At 61.2% G+C, this 17707-nt stretch carries 15 protein-coding genes and 1 pseudogene; 4 read left to right on the top strand and 12 right to left on the bottom strand.

Going from position 1 to position 17707, the window contains the following annotated elements; translation table 11 throughout:
• Positions 1 to 225: 225 nt before the first annotated feature.
• Positions 226 to 3192 carry a calcium-binding protein gene (locus FEZ63_RS12745; RefSeq protein WP_150944972.1) on the bottom strand — a complete coding sequence of 989 codons (2967 nt, stop codon included), beginning with the start codon at positions 3190 to 3192 and terminating at the stop codon, positions 226 to 228.
• 524 nt (positions 3193 to 3716) lie between these two features.
• On the opposite strand from FEZ63_RS12745, the gene FEZ63_RS12740 reads away from it, so the two are divergent.
• Positions 3717 to 4511, top strand: a complete 795-nt coding sequence (locus FEZ63_RS12740) for a dienelactone hydrolase family protein (protein ID WP_244622782.1) — start codon at positions 3717 to 3719, stop codon at positions 4509 to 4511.
• A 37-nt stretch (positions 4512 to 4548) separates the two neighbouring features.
• Here FEZ63_RS12740 and FEZ63_RS12735 read toward each other — a convergent pair whose 3' ends face one another.
• Positions 4549 to 5121, bottom strand: coding sequence for a histidine phosphatase family protein (locus FEZ63_RS12735; RefSeq protein WP_150944970.1), 573 nt, complete (start codon positions 5119 to 5121; stop codon positions 4549 to 4551).
• Between the two features lie 329 nt (positions 5122 to 5450).
• Here FEZ63_RS12735 and FEZ63_RS12730 point away from each other — a divergent pair, with 329 nt between their 5' ends.
• On the top strand, positions 5451 to 6164 hold the full coding sequence (locus FEZ63_RS12730) for a vWA domain-containing protein (protein ID WP_150944968.1): 714 nt from the start codon (positions 5451 to 5453) through the stop codon (positions 6162 to 6164).
• A 4-nt stretch (positions 6165 to 6168) separates the two neighbouring features.
• A complete protein-coding gene (locus FEZ63_RS12725; protein WP_150944966.1) occupies positions 6169 to 6879 on the top strand; it encodes a DnaJ domain-containing protein in 711 nt (236 codons plus the stop codon).
• A gap of 74 nt (positions 6880 to 6953) precedes the next feature.
• On the opposite strand, the gene FEZ63_RS12720 is transcribed toward FEZ63_RS12725, so the two are convergent.
• Both FEZ63_RS12720 and FEZ63_RS26215 read right to left on the bottom strand, forming a co-directional pair.
• The gene (locus FEZ63_RS12720) at positions 6954 to 7466 is read right to left on the bottom strand and encodes a YqhA family protein (protein WP_162419741.1); all 513 of its coding nucleotides are present in this window, start codon (positions 7464 to 7466) and stop codon (positions 6954 to 6956) included.
• 221 nt (positions 7467 to 7687) lie between these two features.
• Positions 7688 to 7948, bottom strand: coding sequence for a NepR family anti-sigma factor (locus FEZ63_RS26215; protein ID WP_420846277.1), 261 nt, complete (start codon positions 7946 to 7948; stop codon positions 7688 to 7690).
• A gap of 128 nt (positions 7949 to 8076) precedes the next feature.
• On the opposite strand from FEZ63_RS26215, the pseudogene FEZ63_RS25190 reads away from it, so the two are divergent.
• Positions 8077 to 8213, top strand: a pseudogene (locus FEZ63_RS25190) (DDE-type integrase/transposase/recombinase); the annotation flags it as partial.
• 194 nt (positions 8214 to 8407) lie between these two features.
• Here the strand turns inward: FEZ63_RS25190 and FEZ63_RS12710 are convergent.
• The 8 genes from FEZ63_RS12710 to FEZ63_RS12675 all read right to left on the bottom strand — a co-directional run bounded on the left by FEZ63_RS12710 (position 8408) and on the right by FEZ63_RS12675 (position 17689).
• Positions 8408 to 9586, bottom strand: a complete 1179-nt coding sequence (locus FEZ63_RS12710) for a mandelate racemase/muconate lactonizing enzyme family protein (RefSeq protein WP_150944961.1) — start codon at positions 9584 to 9586, stop codon at positions 8408 to 8410.
• A gap of 5 nt (positions 9587 to 9591) precedes the next feature.
• The gene (locus tag FEZ63_RS12705) at positions 9592 to 11103 is read right to left on the bottom strand and encodes a M81 family metallopeptidase (protein ID WP_150944960.1); all 1512 of its coding nucleotides are present in this window, start codon (positions 11101 to 11103) and stop codon (positions 9592 to 9594) included.
• Between the two features lie 15 nt (positions 11104 to 11118).
• Positions 11119 to 12123 carry an ABC transporter ATP-binding protein gene (locus FEZ63_RS12700; protein ID WP_150944958.1) on the bottom strand — a complete coding sequence of 335 codons (1005 nt, stop codon included), beginning with the start codon at positions 12121 to 12123 and terminating at the stop codon, positions 11119 to 11121.
• A complete protein-coding gene (locus tag FEZ63_RS12695) occupies positions 12120 to 13121 on the bottom strand; it encodes an ABC transporter ATP-binding protein (RefSeq protein WP_201274164.1) in 1002 nt (333 codons plus the stop codon). Before FEZ63_RS12695 ends, FEZ63_RS12700 begins: the two co-directional genes overlap by 4 nt.
• 1 nt (position 13122) lies before the next feature.
• Complete coding sequence (locus tag FEZ63_RS12690) at positions 13123 to 13995, bottom strand: ABC transporter permease (RefSeq protein ID WP_150944956.1); 873 nt, start codon at positions 13993 to 13995, stop codon at positions 13123 to 13125.
• A complete protein-coding gene (locus FEZ63_RS12685; protein ID WP_150944954.1) occupies positions 13992 to 14936 on the bottom strand; it encodes an ABC transporter permease in 945 nt (314 codons plus the stop codon). The genes FEZ63_RS12690 and FEZ63_RS12685 overlap by 4 nt, the downstream gene beginning before the upstream one ends.
• A gap of 54 nt (positions 14937 to 14990) precedes the next feature.
• The gene (locus tag FEZ63_RS12680) at positions 14991 to 16532 is read right to left on the bottom strand and encodes an ABC transporter substrate-binding protein (RefSeq protein WP_150944952.1); all 1542 of its coding nucleotides are present in this window, start codon (positions 16530 to 16532) and stop codon (positions 14991 to 14993) included.
• 116 nt (positions 16533 to 16648) lie between these two features.
• Complete coding sequence (locus tag FEZ63_RS12675; RefSeq protein WP_150944950.1) at positions 16649 to 17689, bottom strand: succinylglutamate desuccinylase/aspartoacylase family protein; 1041 nt, start codon at positions 17687 to 17689, stop codon at positions 16649 to 16651.
• Between the last annotated feature and the right edge of the window lie 18 nt (positions 17690 to 17707).

Below are 17707 nucleotides of genomic sequence, written 5' to 3'. Positions count from 1 at the left end.
CGCATCCCCTCACCCGGACCTGCGGTCCGACCTCTCCCTCGAGGGAGAGGTGAGAAGCGGCGATCCCGGCACGACCTCGCCGCACCAGGATGCCGTCCCTACATCGTGGCGCGCAGGAGATGACCTCTTCCCGATTGGCAAACCACCCAAGCGGTATTCCGTCTCGGATACAAAGCGTCGGATTTCACCACTAGCGTTTCGAGATGAGAAAGCGGGCAGGCTGGCTTAGATGACGTAGAAATCCTTGTGGGTCATCTTGAGGTGCTTCGAAACCGTTGCGATCTGCACCGCGGCTCTGGCTCCGTCGCCGTCAGCGTCGTAGTAGAGGATTCCCTTTTTGTTGTTGTAGATGATCCGGTCGCTGGCATCGTGCGCAGCAGATCCGATATGGAATGCGCTTTTCGACAACAGCGCTGGTTTGATCTCTGACCCTTTCGAGCCGAGTTTCGAGAAGTATTTGTTGTCGAGCCAAATTGTGTCGTCCTTCACGCGGAAATCCCTCACCGCATCCATATTCGTGCGCCCGGGCTTGGTGTCGAATACGAACGTGTCTCGGCCCCCGTTGCCGTAAAGGGTGTCGTTGCCCAAGCTGCCCCAGATCTTGTCGTCGCCGCCCAAGCCCTTCAGCGTGTTCTTGCCGGCATGGCCGGTGATCTGGTTGGCGGTGTTCGAGCCCGTGAGGTCGTATGTGACTTTGGATGAGGCAGGAGCCAGTTTCAGCACCTCCACCTCAGCATCCGGTCCGACGGAGTAGGAGGCCGAGGCGATCACCGTATCGTCGCCGCCGCCAACCGTCTCGATCACCCTGTCACCTGCCTCCGCCCAATAGGTGTCGTTGCCAGCCAGGCCAGAGAGAGTGTCAGCTCCCGCATCGCCGTTCAATCGGTTGGCTCCGGCATTGCCCGTGATCGCATTCGCCAGCGCGTTGCCGGTCAGCGCCAGGTTACCGAGGCCCGTCGCGACGAGCGCTTCGAACTCGGCGCCAAGGGTGTAATCGATGCCCGTCTCGACAGTATCCGTGCCGCCGCCCGCACGTTCCACCAGGCTGTCGCTGCCGTCAAATACGTAAGTGTCGTTGCCGAGACCGCCCTCGATCCAATCGGCGCCAAAACCGCCGTCGAGCCGGTCATCACCGGCCCCACCCCACAGCGTGTTGACCATTTCGTTGCCGGTCAGCACATCCGCAAACGCGGACCCGATCAGGCCTTCGACAAGCTCATACTCATCTCCTGCTGCCTCGCCCGAACTAGCAAAGGTCGTGGAGACAAGCTCAGGAAGTGTGACCCTGTTTCTCAGATCCGCCATGACGCCTGTGCTCGCGTTGGCATAACTCGCGTAATCGATGCCCTCGCCGCCGGAATGAACGTCTCCCCCAGCGCCGCCTTCCAGGGTATCGGAACCGCCGCGTCCAATAAGTTGGTCGTTGTCCCCACCGCCGATCAGCACGTTCGCGGCGTCGTCACCCCAGAGGTGGTCTTCGAAAGCAGATCCGATCAGGCCTTCGATGGAATTGAAAACATCGCCGAGCGCATCGTTGTCGTTCAGATCCGGCGCCAGATCCGGTCCTGCTGTGCGCAGTCGCGCGAACACGCCCCCCTTGGCATCGGCATAGGACGCGTAGTCGAAGCCGTCGCCACCATCGAGCGTGTCGCCGCCATCGCGGCCGACGAGAATATCCGAGCCTTGGCCACCATAGAGTTCGTTGGGATCGTCCGTCCCGTAGAGGACATCGTCCCAGCGCGTCCCCGTGGCGTGTTCGATGCTGATATAGTGATCGCCCGCGGCGTCGCCGGTGTTCTTCGTCTGATCGCGCAGATCGACCGTGAGCCCGATGCCGGTTTCGGACCGCTCATAATCGACGTAGTCGCCACCCTCGCCGCCGTCGATGATGTCCCGCCCGGCGGCGGCATAGAGGATGTCGTGCCCGTCGCCGCCGACGAGATGGTCATTGCCGGCGCCGCCGTCCAGCCGATCACCGAAGGCGCTGCCGACATAATGGTCGTTCGCTGCGGTGCCATTGATGGTCACACCTTGAATGCGGGCGTCGAAGATCTGACCGTAGATTGCGCCACGGTTTGACGACCCTGAACTGAACGTCCCATCGTGGGTCCACCCGACGACGAACCGCCCGTCGGCCAGGGTCATGATGTGTGCCTGGCCCTGATAGCCCGCGCTCGTGTTATGAACGACGACATCATTGCTTTCGCGTTGGCCGGCTCCGTTGAAGGTGACAACGCGAACGTCGTAGTTTGCTTCCGGTGGCGATGGATTTCCGCTCAGATCCTCAAACGCGACCGCGAAACCACCATCCGCGAGGGCCGACACGACGGGATTGATCTGGCGGTCGATAATCGTTGTGTTGACCGTGAGTTCGCCCCCGATCCTGTCCCCATTGGCTGCAAAGACCTGGGCGCGAATGTCATCACCGAGGGTTGTGTGCCATACGACAACAAAGCGTCCATTGCTCAGCGCCGTGACGGACGACAGGTATTCTTGACCAGACGACGGCGACGGAACAACAATTTCGGACGCGTACGCGGCGGTTCCGTCGGGCTTGAGAATGCGGGCCCTGATGGTCAGGTTGGACGCCTCGCTTGATTCCGCATAAACGACGACAATGTTTCCGTCCTGAAGGTGTGCCGCCGACGGCCAATTCTGGTTGCCGGCCGTCGTGCCGTTCGCGATGAATTCGTCCTTGATCAAATTTCCGTGCGCGTCGTAGGTGCGCCCGAGAACCGCCCCGCTGCCGCCGTCTCCTGCGCCCCGACTATAGAGCGCCATGAAGCCACCCTCCTTCAGGGGCACGACGACGACTTTATCCTGGAAGGCCGACGCTGCTCCGTTCAGTTGGAAGGTGTTCCGCAGAAGCGTTCCGTCAGCCCTGAAAATGGCAGCCTTGAGAGTGCCATCGATGTTGTTCTCCCCCCAGCTCACCACGTAGCTTCCATCCGCCATCACGGTAACGTCCCCGCCGTTGATGTTCGGATTCGTGCTGCCTGGAATTTGAGTTGCGGATGTCCTTGCAGTTCCATCCGCGTTGAATGTCTTCGCGAACAGGCTGTTGTTTTGTGTGTGTGTCCAGACGGCAACGAAGCCACCATCATCGAGCGCCGTCATGCTGACGTCCTTCATGCTCTCAGCATGTGTGTCTTCGATGGAGAACGCGTCTCCCCAATGGACGGGCGCGGGCATGGTGTGACCTCTGGTCGGTGCCAGCCGGCCTCGCGGCGGCACTAGAAGCAGTAAGGGGACAGGATTATAAGGGCGCTTGCTGCGCGACACTGTTTGAACGAAGAGGACGCGAAGGGAAAATCGGCTCCGGATCCACCCGAGGGGTTGCGAAACGGGTCTGTCCGGCGGACAACGGCTCCTTCAGGGTGCCCCTGAAGTGGCGGGATGGGCTCTAAAGCTCGCTGGTCGCCGCGAAGTCTCGAAAGCCGTCGCGGCTCACATCGCAGACGCGCGGCGCAAGCAGGCGGCTGAGCGCGCCGAGCGGCTCACCAAGGACCCCGCATCACATGCCTCGGCAGAGGCTCGACACCGTCTCGAGCGTCCCCTTCCCTGCTGCTCACCTGTCTTTCACCGCACCTTTTTGTCTACGCAAGCGGTCAACGATGGTCATGAGGCTCAGAAAGGAGCAAAATCACCGCAGGATGGAGGCTACGGCCCGTGCATGCGTCTCGGTCTCCGTCTCCCGGAACCCACAGGAGACCCTCATGCGAACGATGATGGCAGCGGCGCTCTGCGCCATGGCGCTGGCCGCAAATGCGCACGCGGCGGTTAAGGAGGAGCCCGTCACCTATGAAGCCGGCGACATCACAATGAAGGGCTTCGTTGTCTACGACGACGCGGTTCAGGGCAAGCGCCCCGGAATCGTCATGGTGCACGAGTGGTGGGGCATCACGGAGCACATCCACAACGAGGCGCAGAAATTCGCGCAGCAGGGCTACACCGCCTTCATCGCCGACATGTACGGCGACGCCAAGACCGCCGACAACCCGGCGGACGCGAGCGCCCTCTCGGGTTTAGTAATGAAGGATCCGAAGGTGATGGAGGCGCGCTTCAACGCGGCGCAGACCGAACTTGCGCGACATGCCTCGGTCGACCCGACGCGGGTCGGCGCGGTCGGCTACTGCTTCGGGGGCGCGGTCGTACTGAACATGGCGCGCGCCGGCACCGACCTCGCCGCGGTCGCGGGCTTCCACGCCTCGCTCGGTCTCAACACCCCCGCGCCGACGCAGGGAACCGTCAAGGCAAAGATTCTGGTGCTGAACGGCGCGGCCGATCCGTTCGTGAAGCGCGAGGAATACGAAGTGCTCAGGAAGGACTTCGACGCGGCGAAGGCGGATTACCGGGTCATCGAGTACCCCGGCGCGGTGCACGCCTTCACCAACCCCGAAGCCACGGAACTCGGCCAGAAATTCAACCTGCCGCTCCGGTACGACGCGCAGGTTGATCGCGAAGCGAAGGCGGAGGCTTTGAAGTTCTTTGCCGCCAACCTCCATAAGTAGCGGCTGTCAGCAACGGTCGGGGCCCCTTCTCAAAGGTTCAGGGAGCGGGTATGCGGCCGATCTCCCGAATGGTTTCACCCTCGACGGCCACCACGACAACCTCGCCGGATTCCGGGTTCCGCCCGACGAGGGCCTGGATGTTGGCACCGTGGGTCACGACCAGGAGCGTTTTGGGTCCTTCCCAGCTGGTCACGACTGCCTTTGCCCCTGCCGCCAGGACGCTTCGCTGGTCGGCCAGGACATACGCGTTTGCAAAGGTCGGTGCGATCTCAACAGGGCCCACACTGATCAGCCGGGCGGTGTCGACACAGCGGCACCAGGGCGAACTGAGGAGTTTGCCGACGGCCACCCCTGCGGCCCTGAATTTCTCCCCCATGGTCTTCGCGTCGCCGCGGCCTTTGGCGCTCAGGTTGCGCTGGGTCGAGCAATCATCGAGCCGGAAACCGGGCGGATCTCCGGCGCCCCCCGGCGCTTCGGCATGCCGCATGAGAGCGACGTGGCCACCCTCGCGCAGGGCTGCCCATGCCGCGGCCTCGTCGGCAGTCGTAGGAGCGACCGTGGCCGCCGATGCTAGGAGGCCGAGAATGGTGCAGAGGAGATATCGCCACATCGCGGCACCCTTTCCTCAGAGCGTTCGAACTTTGCGGGACGTCTCCTCCAGGACAGGTTCTTGAAGGAGCTGGTGAGCGAGCGACACGAGGTCCCGGCGTAGATCCTCCCGTCGAGCTTGATGTGGATCGCACGACCTGACATCCGAACTCCAGGGAAGCACCCGCTCAAGCATATGCGCTTGAAGGATGCGAGACTACGCCGATGATCGTAATGGCAAAATGCACCCTCCTGGGCGTTCATCAGGCTGGTCATCTGATGGTTTGCCAGTCACGGCATTTACAAGCCTTCTCCCGGTGCCCACATCGTCAAATGAGGAGGGGAGGCATCATGACTGAAAAGAAGGTCGAGCGATCATCCCCGACCAGCGCTCCCGGCTCTGCGATCGATTCGTTCCTGGCCACGGCGAAGCAGATTGGCCCCTCGCAGAGCGGCGGTCCGCGATCGCGGCTCGCCTTTGCCCTCGACGCGACCATGAGCCGGCAGCCCACCTGGGATCTCGCCTGCCGCGTTCAAGGCGAAATGTTCGCGGCGACCAGTCATGCCGGCGGGCTCCAGGTGCAGCTCGTCTATTTCCGGGGCTTCAACGAATGCCGTTCCTCACGCTGGGTTGCAGACCCGCGAACCCTGACGGACCTCATGACGACGATCGAATGCCGAGGCGGCCAGACTCAGATCGGGCGCGTTCTCCGTCACGTCCGAAACGAGGCCAAGAGGTCGCCACTCAAGGTGCTCGTCTATGTCGGCGACGCGATGGAAGAGTCCATCGACGATCTCTGTACGATCGCGGGTGAACTCGGTCTCCTGGGGGTCAAAGCATTCATGTTTCACGAGGGTCACAATCGAGAGGCAGCCATCGCCTTTCAAGAGTTGGCCCGCCTGACGGGCGGAGCGTATGCCCGGTTTGACCTCAACGCGCCGAACGCTCTCACCGGGCTCTTGCGCGCAGCGGCCACCTATGCGGCCAGCGGCTTCGAGGGCCTGAACCGGATCGCCTCCGCCAGCGAACAGGCTCGGGGGCTCTTGACCGCCATGAAGCGGTAAAGCCATGAGCCTGCTGTATGGCATCGCGGCGCTGGCATTTCTCTGGTGGCTGTTGACAGCCTTTGCACAAGCCAGTCCGGCCGCCATGGCCAAGACCCTCCGGCTGACGGGCGCTGCCCTGGCGCTCGGCTCGGCGGCATTCATGGGTCTGCGGGGACGGATCGACATCGCGCTCGTGCTCGGAAGCCTTGGCGCCTGGCTTCTTGGGTGGAACAGCTTCGGGCTTGGCGGTCTTTGGAGCAGGACGCAAACAACCGCCGGACGGGTCTCACGCGTCCGTTCGTCGAGGCTCGAAATGGAACTCGATCACGACACAGGTGAGATGGATGGCCTGGTGCTCGCGGGCACATTCTCGGGGCAGCGGCTCAATGCGCTCGATGAGGAGAGCTTGCGGAAACTTTTGCTGGAATGCAGGACCGAAGACCCGGACGGCCTCCGTCTCCTCGCTGCCTATCTCGACCGCCGGTTTCCCCAATGGCGCGAAACCGCTGGCGAGAAGGCCGAGTCGCAGTCGGGAGACCGATTTTCCTCCGGCGCGATGAGCGAGGAGGAGGCCTATCAGGTCCTGGGCCTTCAGCCGGGCGCAAATCTGGTTGAGATCAAACAAGCCCATCGAACGCTCATGAAGAAACTTCATCCCGATCAAGGGGGATCGACGTATCTGGCCGCACGGGTGAACCAGGCCAAGGAAACGCTCTTGCGCCGCCACCGCTGAGTGTTGGCTCCTGCCGGTCACAGGACATCGCCTCCATAAGCCGTGGAGCCGCAGAATCGCCTTCGCAGGGGCAGTTAATTGTCTATAGCTGACCCAGGTGGACGGGTATGACCTCCGGGGCGGCCATCCCCGAGGAGGCGCAGCGCTCCAGCGATGAAGAGAATGGCGACCGGCTTCACTAGCATATCCCAGGAAATGCGCGTTTCGGCCTCCACCACGTCAGTTGTGAAATCCACGACCAAGTAGACGAGAATGACCTGGATCAGGGTGAACTTGAATTCGTTGATCCCCTCAACGCGCATCCAGCGAGGCAACGTCGTCTGAACAGCCTTTGGAAGATCGAAGGCAAAGCCGAACGTGATCGCGTAAGCAAAGACAATCAGCACAAGCCCAAACAGGAACGCATCGGTCGCTTGCATGACTGAGGCAATGACCGACAATTCGCCTGCCTCGTTGGAAAAGAGGATCAAGGCCACCGCGTGCGCAAGCTTTGCACAGCCCTCTGCGAACATCAGGATGGCACCGACGGCAGCACCGAGTGCCGCAATGAGGGTGACCAAGCGCAGGGATAAGAGGGCGTGGAGCATCACATCACACATTTCCCAAAAAGGAAGTCGCGCTGTAGGTCCCGGTCCCCTCAAGTCACCCTGGCAGAAAATACTGTCTCGTCAGAGTTCACAATTGTTGGGTTATTCAGGGGGGCGTTTGTTCATAACTGGTCGCACTCACTTGACCACCTCGAAGCGTTACTCATCTCGAATTCTCATGCAGACCGACGGAATAAGCAGCATTCCGTCAGCCAAGATGTCTATTCGCGGCCTCGCTCTCGCCGTCCAAGTCGCTCGACAAGATCGGCGAGCCGAACTGGAAAAGGTTCGTAGACCGTGTCCTGATAGGCGGCTCTCAATCCCTGTTTGATCCTCGCAAGAATGAGGACGCTGAGTGGAGGCGATGGGCCGTCCCTCAACGCCGAAGGGTGGTGGGGCTCGACATCGTCGGGGAGAAGAGCTTCATCAGGATACTTCCGTTCTGATACGGCACGAAGCCGCGTACCCGCCCCCGTCGCCACGCCTCCTTCTCGTCCGGGCGCTGTGAGCCAGACAAAGGTTGGATTGCGGCTTTTCTGCGAACCTCCCAATCTCTCTCCTACCGTGGACCTCACGGTCAGTGCATTCCACCATCGGGATTCCACTGAAAATTCTTGAACGGTTCAATCGACGGAAACGACCCGTCAGCCGAAATGGCACGTCGATGAAACTTACATCAACGTCCGCGGGCGGTGGATGTACTTGTGCCCGCGCGACAGCAATGGCGACACGGTCGAGTTCTGGTGGCTCTGTCGCAAACTCGAAGTATAGGCATTTTCAGCGGCAGTTTGGCGGTAAGGCAGCAGTGCTAAGCCGTTGATTCTACGGCAGCCTGTCTTTGCCGCCCGCTTGCATAGGGAAGTAAAAACCGAGTTTGCGATAGAACCCGGCGCGTATGCCTTCAAAACGTTTGCTGATCATGAGTGGGTTCTTTCATGCAACTATGCGAGTTCGGGCGTCGCATAGAGCACGCGGCCCGCAACTTTGATTTCCACATCGACCAGATATTTTTGCAATGCCCTCATGTCGATTGCGATCCCGAGACCAGGCGCATCAGGGGCTGCGATCTCGCCCATCGTATCGCGCTGCAAAAAGTTCGCGGTGATGTCTCGAGCGAGCGCCTTGGGAGCGAACGGGAATTCGCAGATGCGGTGATCGGCAAGGCCCGCGAATGGCTGAAGCGAGGCGCTCAGAGCGAGGTGCGATGTGAATGTGTGGTTCACATAGGTAATTCCACGCTCCACTGCGTAATCAGCAACCGCTTTCGCCGGTCCAATTCCGCCGATGCGGCCGCAATCGATCTGAACGAAACCAATGCCACCATAATCGATAAGGTGGCGTGCCATGGACACGTTGTGGGCGCCCTCCCCGCCAGCGATTTTCACCTTGAGGCTCAACTTGGCCAATTGCCCGTAAGCCTCAAGCGCGCTCGCATGAAAAGGCTCCTCGAGCCAGATCGCACCCGAGGCCTCGAGGGCTGGCAGTCGGGCTTCGGCTGCGGCGACATCCTCTCCCCAGATTTGGCCGACATCGACAAGCAGAATTCCGTCGGGCCCGAGGCCTTCACGGGCAGCCTGGAGGTGGTCTTTGTCATCCTGCACGCTGCCGCGCCCGATGGGTCCCCATCCGAATTTGACGGCCCTGAAATTATCTCGGCGTGCCTTCCGGGCACCCCTCAGCGTCTCTTCCGGCGTGGCGCCGAACAGCTGCGACGCATAAGGCGTCTTTTTATGCGAGGCCGAATAGCCGAGGAGCCTCCAGACCGGCGTATCCTTTGCCTTTCCGAGAACGTCCCACAACGCCATTTCCACACCTGAGAAAGTGTGGGCTGCCTGGAGCAAGTCCATGCTGTTATACTCAACCTCGGCGGCGATCCTTGCGATATCGGCCGGGCTATCGAGCGGCTTGCCGAGCACGGAATCGCGAACCGGCCGGCATACTCCGTGGGACATCGGGCAGAGGAAACCGGCAATCGACGTGAGCGGCGAGGCCTCGCACTCACCCCACCCGACATATCCGCCCGCTGAAACGCGCACGAGCAGCGCGTCCTGGCTACCGTCAGCCTCGGTGGTGACCTCGGGCATCGAAAGATAGAAGAAATCGACAGACTCAATCTTCATAACGGTCACCGCGATTGGTGGTTTGTCAGGGAACGATCGTAGATGACGGCGTTCGGCTCGAACGTGACGCCCTCGTCCAGCGGATAGATCGGCCTCGCGCAGATCGTATGGCCGAGACTTTTCAGGTTCGCGGAGGTGGACCCCGGTGCGTCGACATTGAAGTTCTTGGCCACCCAACCGTCATACATGTGGTGTTCCGTATGCGGCGACTTGACCACGATCAGGTCGAAATCGACTGGGTTAAGGCCGTTCGCGTAGTACATCGCTCGATCGAACAGGCTGATGGAGTTGCTGAAGACGACGACTGTAAAATTCCCGAACGTCAGCACTGCGGTGGGTCCCGCATCGAGGGGCGTCTTCATGGTTTCTAGTCGTGACTGCCCATCCGAGAGGAGCCGGACCTTCGCACGCACCCGCATGGGGGCAAAGCGTCGCTTGTCGAAATATCCACCAAGATCGACCTCGATGATGGCGCCGACACCAGCCCTGTGCGCCGCCTCGGCCGCCGAAGGATCAACGATCTGGGCGAGGACACGTTTGCCATACCGGGCGTCTCGCAGCGCTCTGAGGATGACGTTCGAATCTCCTGTCGCCCCGGAAGAAGTCGCGTCTGCAGCATCGGTGAAGATGACCGGTCCGTCGATGCTGGCTGCTTGCGCGATTGCTCGATCGAGACTGATCAGCTTTCCCTGCATTCTGAAGCGCTGCGGCCAGAACTCTTCGGCAATCCGCGTCGCTTCCCTCTCGGCGGCGCCCACATCACCGTTCGTCATGACCAGAACCTGCGAGCAGAGCTCGGGCACGTCGGTGAATGGATTGCCGATCATGATGCCGGCCGCCATCGCCGTGCCGTCGCGCTCAATCCGGCGGCATTCCCCGATCAGATCGCCGTAACAACCGGTCCGGGTAATCAACTCGTCGCCGCGAACAAGCGCCGGGATGACGACGCGAGCAATGATCGGCTTGATCCCTCCGCGCATCAGTTGGAGGAGAAGTCGCGCCGCGCGTTCCCCTGTATCGGCAAAGTCCACATGCGGATAGGTGTGGTAAATGGCAAGGCCGTCGATCTGACGAAGCATCCTGTCGGTGAGGATGCCATGAAGATCGAGGGATACGACGATCGGAACATCCGGCCCTGCCATCCGGCGAATTTCGGTCAGGAGATTACCTTCCGGATCGAGCTCCCCCTCGGCACCCATGGCGCCGTGGAGCGACACGTAGATTCCATCCAAGCCGTCAACGCTATCGCGAACGGCGTCGAGGATTTCGCGAGAGAGTTTTTGCCAGGCATCCGCCGCCAACAGACCGGCACTTCCCGCGTGGGCGCTGATGGCGGGGACGATCGATATGTCCGGTTGAGCCTCGAAGACAGCGAGAGCGCCACCGATGGACGTGTTGAGGCCGCGTCTCCCATAAAGCTCGTCCCCTCGCTCGATGTGGAAATTCTCATATCGAGAAGGCAGCGGATTGAAGGATGAAATTTCCTGCATGCACTCGGCGATCAGGATTCTGGGCATGGCTTTCTCGTATCCTTACGAATTCAAGCGATAGGTTGGAAGCGAACCGTCAGCTGCCCGATGGCAGGCGACGAACCGGCCGTCGGGAAGCGGGCTTAATTGCGGATCGGTCGCGCGGCAGCGGTCCTGCACGAACGGGCAGCGTGGCGCGAAGCGGCATCCAACCGGTATATCGTGAGCACTGGGTAGATCACCGACCAGCTCGTGACGGTGACGCGGCTCATCGGGATGTGAAGGCGGAATTGCCGACAGCAACGCCTGCGTATAGGGATGCGCCGGATCGGCGAACAAATGATCCGCCTCCGCGACCTCGACGATGCGGCCGAGATACATCACCGCGACCCTATCGGAGATGTGGCGAACCACCGACAGGTTGTGGGAAATGAAAAGGTAGGTCAGATTCAGTTCACGTTGCAGATCCTGAAGCAGGTTGATGATCTGTGCCTGCACGGAAACGTCCAGTGCCGATACGGCCTCGTCGCAGACGACAAAACTCGGCCTCAGCGCCAGCGCGCGGGCGATGCCCACGCGCTGCCTTTGACCGCCGGAAAATTCATGCGGGTATAGCGAGGCCGCCGAGCGCGGCAATCCGACGAGATCCAGCATCTCCAGGACCGATTTCGCCCGCGACGCTCGATCCCCGATGCGGTGAATCACGTAGGCTTCGGAGATCGCATCCCCGACTGTCATCCGCGGATTGAGAGATCCGTATGGATCCTGGAAGATGATTTGCATCTTCCCCCGGCTCCGCCGCAATTCAGCTTTCGTCAATTCCGTCAGGTCGCGCCCGTTGAACGCGACCGAACCCGCTGTCGGCTCGATGAGACGGAGCAGAAGCCGACCGGTTGTCGACTTTCCGCAGCCGGACTCGCCAACAAGACCCAGGGTTTCGCCGGAACGAACGATCAGATCGACGCCATCAACGGCCCGCGCACCTCCGGTCTGTCGCCCGAAAACGCTGCCGCGGCCGCCGAAAACCTTCGTCAGCCCCCTCGCCTCGATGGCGATCTCACGGGTCATATGACAGCCTCCAGCGGTTGTTCGTATCCGAAAGGACGAAAGCAAGCGGCCGCTTGCTGGCCCGAGACGACGCCCAGGTGTGGCCTTTCCCATTCGCAGATGTCACGCCGGAATGGGCACCGCGGCGAGAACCGGCACGCTTCGAGCATGCCACCGATGGCTGGTACCGATCCCTCGATCGTCACCAGTCGCCCACGGGGGCCTTTCATGTCGGGAATCGAGGCCAGCAGCGCCTGGGTATAGGGATGCTGAGGATCGTCGAAGATGCTGCGGACGGGTGCGATCTCGGCAACTCTCCCCGCATAGAGAACCATGACGCGGTCGGCGATTTCCGCGATGACCCCGAGATCGTGCGTGATGAACAGCAGCGAGAGACCTCTGTCGCGCCGCAACTTGCGCAGCAGATCGAGAATTTGGGCCTGGACCGTCACGTCGAGGGCAGTCGTCGGTTCATCGGCGATCAGAACCTTCGGGTCCGCCGCAAGCGCAATCGCGATCATGACGCGTTGGCGCATTCCGCCCGAGAGCTCGTACGGATAGGCGGAAATCCGCTTCTCGGGAGATGGGATCTCAACGAGGCGCAGCAGATTGAGCGCTTCCTTGCTGGCCTCGTAACCGGACAGGCCCCGGCGGCGGCGCAAAACTTCCGCAATTTGGTTTCCGACCCGCATGACAGGGTTAAGCGCAGTCATCGGTTCCTGAAAGATCATGGCGAGATCACGGCCACGCTTCTCTCGCCAATGATCCGGTGACTGAGCCGTCAATTCGTCCCCGTCGAGACTGACGATGCCGCGGCTGCGTCGCACGACGTTCGGCAACAAGCCCATGATCGAGAGAGCCAGCATGCTCTTCCCGCTGCCGGATTCACCCACCACGCCCAAGACCTCTCCGGGCGTTAGGGAGAATGAGATATCTTCCAGAATGGTCGCACCGGAGCGCGCGAGCACGGTGGTCAGACCCTGTACCGAGAGGATCGGTCGCTGCATGTCGCCGCTCATCTCAGGTCCTCATCCGAGGATCGAGAACGTCGCGCAGGCCGTCGCCGAGAAGGTTGAGGCCGAGCACCGATACGATGATGGCGAGTCCCGGAAAGATCGTGATCCAGGGTGCTTCCGTGATGAAATCCCGGCCCTGCGCGATGATGCTGCCGAATGACGGCGCAGGCGGCGGCGGGCCGACGCCAATGAACGACAACGCAGCCTCTGCAAGAATGGCGGTTGCAAAGACGTAGGTCAGTCGGACGATCAGGGGCCCGAAGGCGTTCGGCATCACATGGCGGCAGAGCACTCTCAGATCGGAGGCGCCGAGTGCCCGGGCCGCTTCGATGAATTCCCGCTCGCGCACAACGAGGACGGAGGCGCGGACGATCCGAGCCGTGTGGGGAGTCGTCGCGATGGAGAGTGCAATGATGACATTCACGACCGATGCGCCGAGGACCGCCGCAACCGCGATCGCAAGGACGATCGCAGGGAATGCCATCAAGGCATCCATCAGCCGCATGATCGGGTTGTCGAGGGTGGGAAAGAACCCCGCAACCGCGCCGATCATCGTCCCGGCGATGCCGGTCAGCAGCGCCGTCATGAGACCGATGACCAACGAAATCCGAGCTCCGTGAATGACGCGCGAAAGGATATCGCGCCCGAAATGATCCGTTCCGAACCAGAACGTACTGTCCGGGGGCCTGAGGCGCGTGCGGAAACTGTTGCGCAGCGGATCGTAGGGCGAAAGGACATCGGCAAAGACCGCGACCAACGCAATGGCGAGAACCAGGGCAGCACCGATCAGGAACGAGCGGCTCTGAAACAGCCGCACGATCACGATCATCGTTGGGCTGCGAGGCGCCAATTCTGGTTTGGCGATGGCGATACTCATTCGAGACGGACCCGCGGATCGGCGACCGCATACAGAATGTCGACCACGAGATTGACGGTGAGATAGATGACCGCCAGGAACAGCAACCCTCCCTGGATCACGGGATAGTCACGGGACAGAATTCCGCCGATGATCAACCTTCCCACGCCGGGAATGGAATAGACCTGTTCGATGATGACGGCCCCGCCAAGGAGCGCACCGGCGACGATCCCGCCGACCGTGAGGATCGGGATCAGCGCATTCGGCAAGCCGTGGCGCAGCATGATCTCGGCCCGTTTCAAGCCTTTCGCATCAGCTGTCCGGATGAAATCCTGATTGAGAATTTCCAGCATCGAGGCCCGTGTCATGCGGGCGACGAAACCGACCTGGATGATGGCGAGGGTGAGTGCCGGCATGATGATGGTGCCGGCCCAGCCGAAAGGGTCTTCACTGAATGGCACATAGCCTCCGGTGGGAAATAGGCCGAGTTTGACCGCAAAAAGCAGGATCAACATGATGCCGAGCCAGAAATCAGGGACGGACAATCCGAACAGCGCCAGGCTCATCACGAGTTGGTCGGGCCACCGGTTGTGATGAACGGCTGCGACGATCCCCGCCAGAACGCCCATCACGAGCGCGAAAGCGAGCGCCAGCCCGGCGAGGGACAGCGTGACAGGGAGACGCTCCAAAATGGCTGCGGTCACACTTCGGTTCAGCAGAATGGAATGGCCGAGATCGCCCTGAACGATGCGCGCATACCAATCGAGCATCTGCATGGCGATCGGCCGGTCGAGACCGAGCTGCTGACGCAGGCGCGCAACCTGGTCGGGCGTTGCGCTCGTGTCGAGAAACGCCGCCGTCGGATCCCCCGGCACAAGCCAGATGATCGCGAACGACATGAGGGACACCAGGACCAGGACGACGAAGGCACCGGCAAGCCGCTTGACTAGAAATCTCGACATGACGGCTCCTTTGATTCCGGCCGGCGGGCGAATGGACCCGCCGGCCGATTGTTCTTACGGCTCGAGCCAGACGCCCCACATGCGGGGGATGCGATAGGGCTTGAAGTTCTTCAACTTTGCCGTACCGACCTGGAACAGCCCGTAATTTCCAGCCTTCATGGCGACCGCGTTGTCGTACATGTGCTTCTGGAACTCGACGAAGATCTCCTTCCGCTTGCCCTCGTCCATGGCGCTGTTGAGCGCGGCAGAGAGGCTGTCGATCTTGTCGTCTTTCTTGAGCTGCGAGGTTCCGTTCACCCAAGGTGCCATTACGGATGCCGGCCCCTCATAGGGCTCGATGCCGTAGCCGTGAGCCCAGAACTGCCAGCCATTGGGGGTGAAGCCGATCTTTGACACGGTCGGCCAATCGGCGACCGACAATTCGACATTGACGCCGATGTCCTTGAGCCGCTGCTGAACGACGGTTGCCGTATCGGTGTTGGCGCGCAGATTGTCGACGATGAAGGTGAGCTTCTCGCCCTTATAACCAGACTTTGCCAGCAAGGCCTTGGCGGCGTTGAGGTCCGCCTGGTTGTACTTCTCGGTCCCGGTCTTGGTGTAGAATGGAGCACCGGGATAGAGCCAGGCACCATCGATCTGGTTGATGTCCGGATACGAGATCGCCATGATCTCTTCCATGTCGAGGGCCGCCTGCACGGCCAGCCGGAAGTTGACGTCGTTGGTCGGCGGTTGCGCGTGATTGAACTTGATGACCTGGAAGGCGAAAGGCAGGACCTTGTAAACCACGTATCGTTTGTCGCTTTCCAACCGCTTCGCGGTTGCACCTTCGACGGTTTCGAGAAGCTGCACCTCCCCCGCCTCGAAGGCCGCGCTGCGTGCGCCCGCTTCCGGCATGAACCGGAACGTGACCGTATCGAGAAACACTTCCTTTTTACCCGCGAGCCCGTCGCGACCGGTGGCCTTCGGGTTGGGAACATAGCCGTCGTAACGCGCGATCTTCACATGGCTGTCGGGTTTGTATTCCACAAATCGGAAAGGGCCGGTGCCGATATAGTTGATCTGGTTGGCGGGCTTTGCCGCCTCTTCTGCCGGGTAGATCGCAATCGGCGCGCGCGGTGAGGACAGATTGTCGAGGAATGTGGATTGGACGTCCTTCAACGTGACCGTGACCTCGTGCGGACCGGTTTCGGTGACCTTGTCGATGGCACTCAGCAGCGATGCGGATGCGCCGACTTTCCGATAGCGTTCCAGCGACGCGACAACATCCTTCGCATCAAGCTCCTTGCCGTTATGAAACTTGACGCCCTTCCGGATCGGGAAGACGTAGGTCTTGCCGTCCGCCGAGATCTTGGCCTCCTCGGAAAGCTCCGGCACGGGCTTTGCGTTCTCGTCGCGCGCATAGAGCGTCTCGTAAATCTGAAGAGTAACGTTGCGCGCGGCCTGCGCAGAGGTCACCTGGGCGTCAAGCGACGGTGGTGCCTGCGTGATGGCGATCACAACATCGCCGCCCTTGGTCTGTGCAAGGACGCTACCTGAAGCCGTCAGCAGAACGGCGGCACCGAGTGCTGTCGTGCCGAAACCAAACCATCGTTTCATCTGATCCTCCATGCTGGTGGCGCAATGCCGGTTCTCTCTGAAGTTCAGGCTTGCACCTTGTCATGATCGAGAATGTCGATCTCCGATGCCTGGCCCTTCACGCTGGCGTCTGGTTCCTATTCGGAGGCCGACACCTCGTCGTAATCATTCATCACAACAGCAACCGCGTCTCCACGCTGCACGCGGCCGGGGCCTGAGGCCATCCAGAGCACCCCGCCGCGCGGATAGCGCATTTCAACGGGTGCCCGGTCCACATCTTCAACGAAGTGCAGATATCCCGCCACCTCATTTTCCTCCACCGGGTCGCCAGCGAGGTGTCGCGGCTCGAAGACGCCGCCCGCAGGAGCAAACAGGTAACATTTCGGGTCCCGCACCATCATATGGCGCGTGACGGGCGACCCATCGCGCTGCGTGGTATCGGGCCTGCCCTCGATCATGCCGAGATGCTTGAGAACATTGTCGAGGCCGCGTTTGCCAGTGCGGACGCCCTCCACATGAACGCGCCCCCACCCGCCCAGCTCGGTCCCGACGGACAAAATTCCGCGACGCTCCACGGAGGACGTCAGGGTGGCTCCCTCGTCGACGCCCCAGAAGACAACGTTGTACGGCGCACCGAAGGCCGACGCCGCCCTCATCGTGCGTTCCCGCAGCGCGCTGTCTGCGACGTAATGCATGTTGGTCGACAGCGCGGATTCCATCGAGTGGCCGGCGGTGTGAAGATCGACGGACACATCCGCGAGCGGCACCAACGTCGTGTCGATGAAATGGGCGAGCATTTCCGAGAACGTGCCGCGGGGGTTGCCTGGAAAGCAGCGATTCATGTCGCGATGATCGATGGGCGACAAGCGCGTGTCGTTCAAGACCGCCGGAACATTGACGGCAGGCAGCATGATGACACGGCCCTGCACGGAGGAGGGCTCAAGCGTTTGCGCGAGCCGCGACACGGCGATCTGGCCCTCATACTCGTCACCGTGCACGCCCCCCGTGAACAACACGGTCGGGCCGGAACCGTTTTTGACACAAACGATGGGGATCTCGATGATCCCCCATCCGGAGGTATTGCGGGACAGCGGCGCTCGCAGATAGCCCGCCTGCCGACCGTTCTTGTCGAAATCGATATCACATCGGATCCGACTCTTTATCTCGCCATCCGCCATCTGCTGCCCCAAGCAACC

This window comes from Microvirga brassicacearum, from assembly GCF_008757455.1.
Classification (GTDB): domain Bacteria; phylum Pseudomonadota; class Alphaproteobacteria; order Rhizobiales; family Beijerinckiaceae; genus Microvirga; species Microvirga brassicacearum.
The sequence above is the reverse complement of the archived record's forward strand: the minus strand, read 5'-3'. Positions and strand labels throughout refer to the sequence as shown.